At 66.8% G+C, this 1,783-nt stretch carries 1 protein-coding gene; it reads right to left on the bottom strand.

All coding sequences use genetic code 11. The features are described 5' to 3' along the window. The coding region (locus tag AC04L7_RS17975; RefSeq protein ID WP_475513605.1) for a sodium-translocating pyrophosphatase at positions 1–1,730 on the bottom strand (1,730 nt) is incomplete at its 3' end. Positions 1,731–1,783 lie beyond the last annotated feature (53 nt).

Below are 1,783 nucleotides of genomic sequence, written 5' to 3'. Positions count from 1 at the left end.
ACGGGAAGCAGCGAAGGAACCACCATTTCCTTGATTGCCGACTTGGTCAGCATGTCGACGGCCTTGCTGTAGTCCGGCTTGGCGGTGCCGGCCATGATCCCGGGGATCTCGCGGAACTGGCGCCGCACTTCCTCCACCACGCTGCCTGCCGCGCGGCCCACGGCTTCCATCGCCATTGCGCCGAACAGGTAGGGAATCAGGCCGCCGATCAGCAGGCCGACGATCACCAGATGGTTGGACAGGTCGAAGGTGAACACCGTCCCCGGATGTGCGGTCTGCAGGTTGTGCGTGTAGTCGGCGAACAGCACCAGCGCCGCCAGCGCGGCGGATCCGATCGCATAGCCCTTGGTCACCGCCTTGGTGGTGTTGCCCACGGCGTCCAGCGGATCGGTGATGTTGCGGATCTCCGGCGGCAGTTCCGCCATTTCCGCGATGCCGCCGGCGTTGTCGGTGATCGGGCCGTACGCGTCCAGCGCGACGATCATGCCGGCCATCGACAGCATCGCGGTCGCCGCGATGGCGATGCCGTACAGGCCGCCCAGCGCGTAGGCGCCGAGGATCGCGATGCACACCGCCACCACCGGCCACGCGGTCGAGCGCATCGACACGCCGAGGCCCGCGATGATGTTGGTGCCGTGCCCCGTCGTGGATGCTGCGGCGACGTGTTTCACCGGCGCGTACTGGGTGCCGGTGTAGTACTCGGTGATCCACACGATCACCCCGGTCAGCACCAGGCCGACCAGCGCGCAGAAGTAGAGGTTCATCGCCCCGTAGGACGAATCCGCCATCAGCTGCGTGGTGATCGGATAGAACGCGATGGCGGCCAGCACGCCCGACACGATCACGCCCTTGTAGAGCGCGCCCATGATCGAGCCGCCCGCCTTCACTTTCACGAACATCGCGCCGATGATCGAGGCGATAATCGATACGCCGCCGAGCACCAGCGGGTAGAGCACCGCGTGTTCGCCCGCCTGCGCCATCATCAGGCTGCCGAGCAGCATCGTCGCGATGATGGTGACCGCATAGGTTTCGAACAGATCGGCCGCCATGCCGGCGCAGTCGCCGACGTTGTCGCCCACATTGTCGGCGATCACCGCCGGGTTGCGCGGGTCGTCTTCGGGAATGCCGGCTTCCACCTTGCCCACCAGGTCCGCGCCGACGTCGGCACCCTTGGTGAAGATGCCGCCGCCAAGGCGCGCGAAGATCGAGATCAGCGATGAGCCGAACGCCAGGCCGACCAGCGCGTGCAGCGCGTCGGCGGTGCCGTAGCCGAGATGCAGATGAAGCACGGCGTAGTAGCCGGCCACGCCCAGCAGGCCCAGGCCGACGACCAGCATGCCGGTGATGGCGCCGCCCTTGAAGGCCACGTCCATCGCCGCGCTCATGCCCTTGGTGGCGGCCTCTGCCGTGCGCACGTTGGCGCGGACCGAGACATTCATGCCGATGTAGCCGGCGGCGCCGGACAGCACCGCGCCGATCAGGAAGCCGATGGCGCTGGCCCACGACACGAAGAAGCCGATCAGYSCGAGCAGCACGATGCCGGCGATGCCGATGGTGGTGTACTGGCGGTTGAGGTAGGCGCTGGCGCCTTCCTGCACGGCCGCCGCGATTTCCTGCATGCGGGCGTTGCCCGCAGGCTGTTTCAGGATCCAGCGCGCTGCCACCACGCCGTAGATGATCGCCACGCCGGCGCAGATCAGCGCCAGCGTCAAACCGTGTTGTTCCAGCATGACCCCTCCCAAGGTTGATGGATGTCGTCCAGCAGAACGCTTGAACACGCAAC

The organism is Pseudoxanthomonas sp. LjRoot204_2 (assembly GCF_056175765.1).
This window is presented reverse-complemented; position numbering and strand designations above follow the sequence as displayed.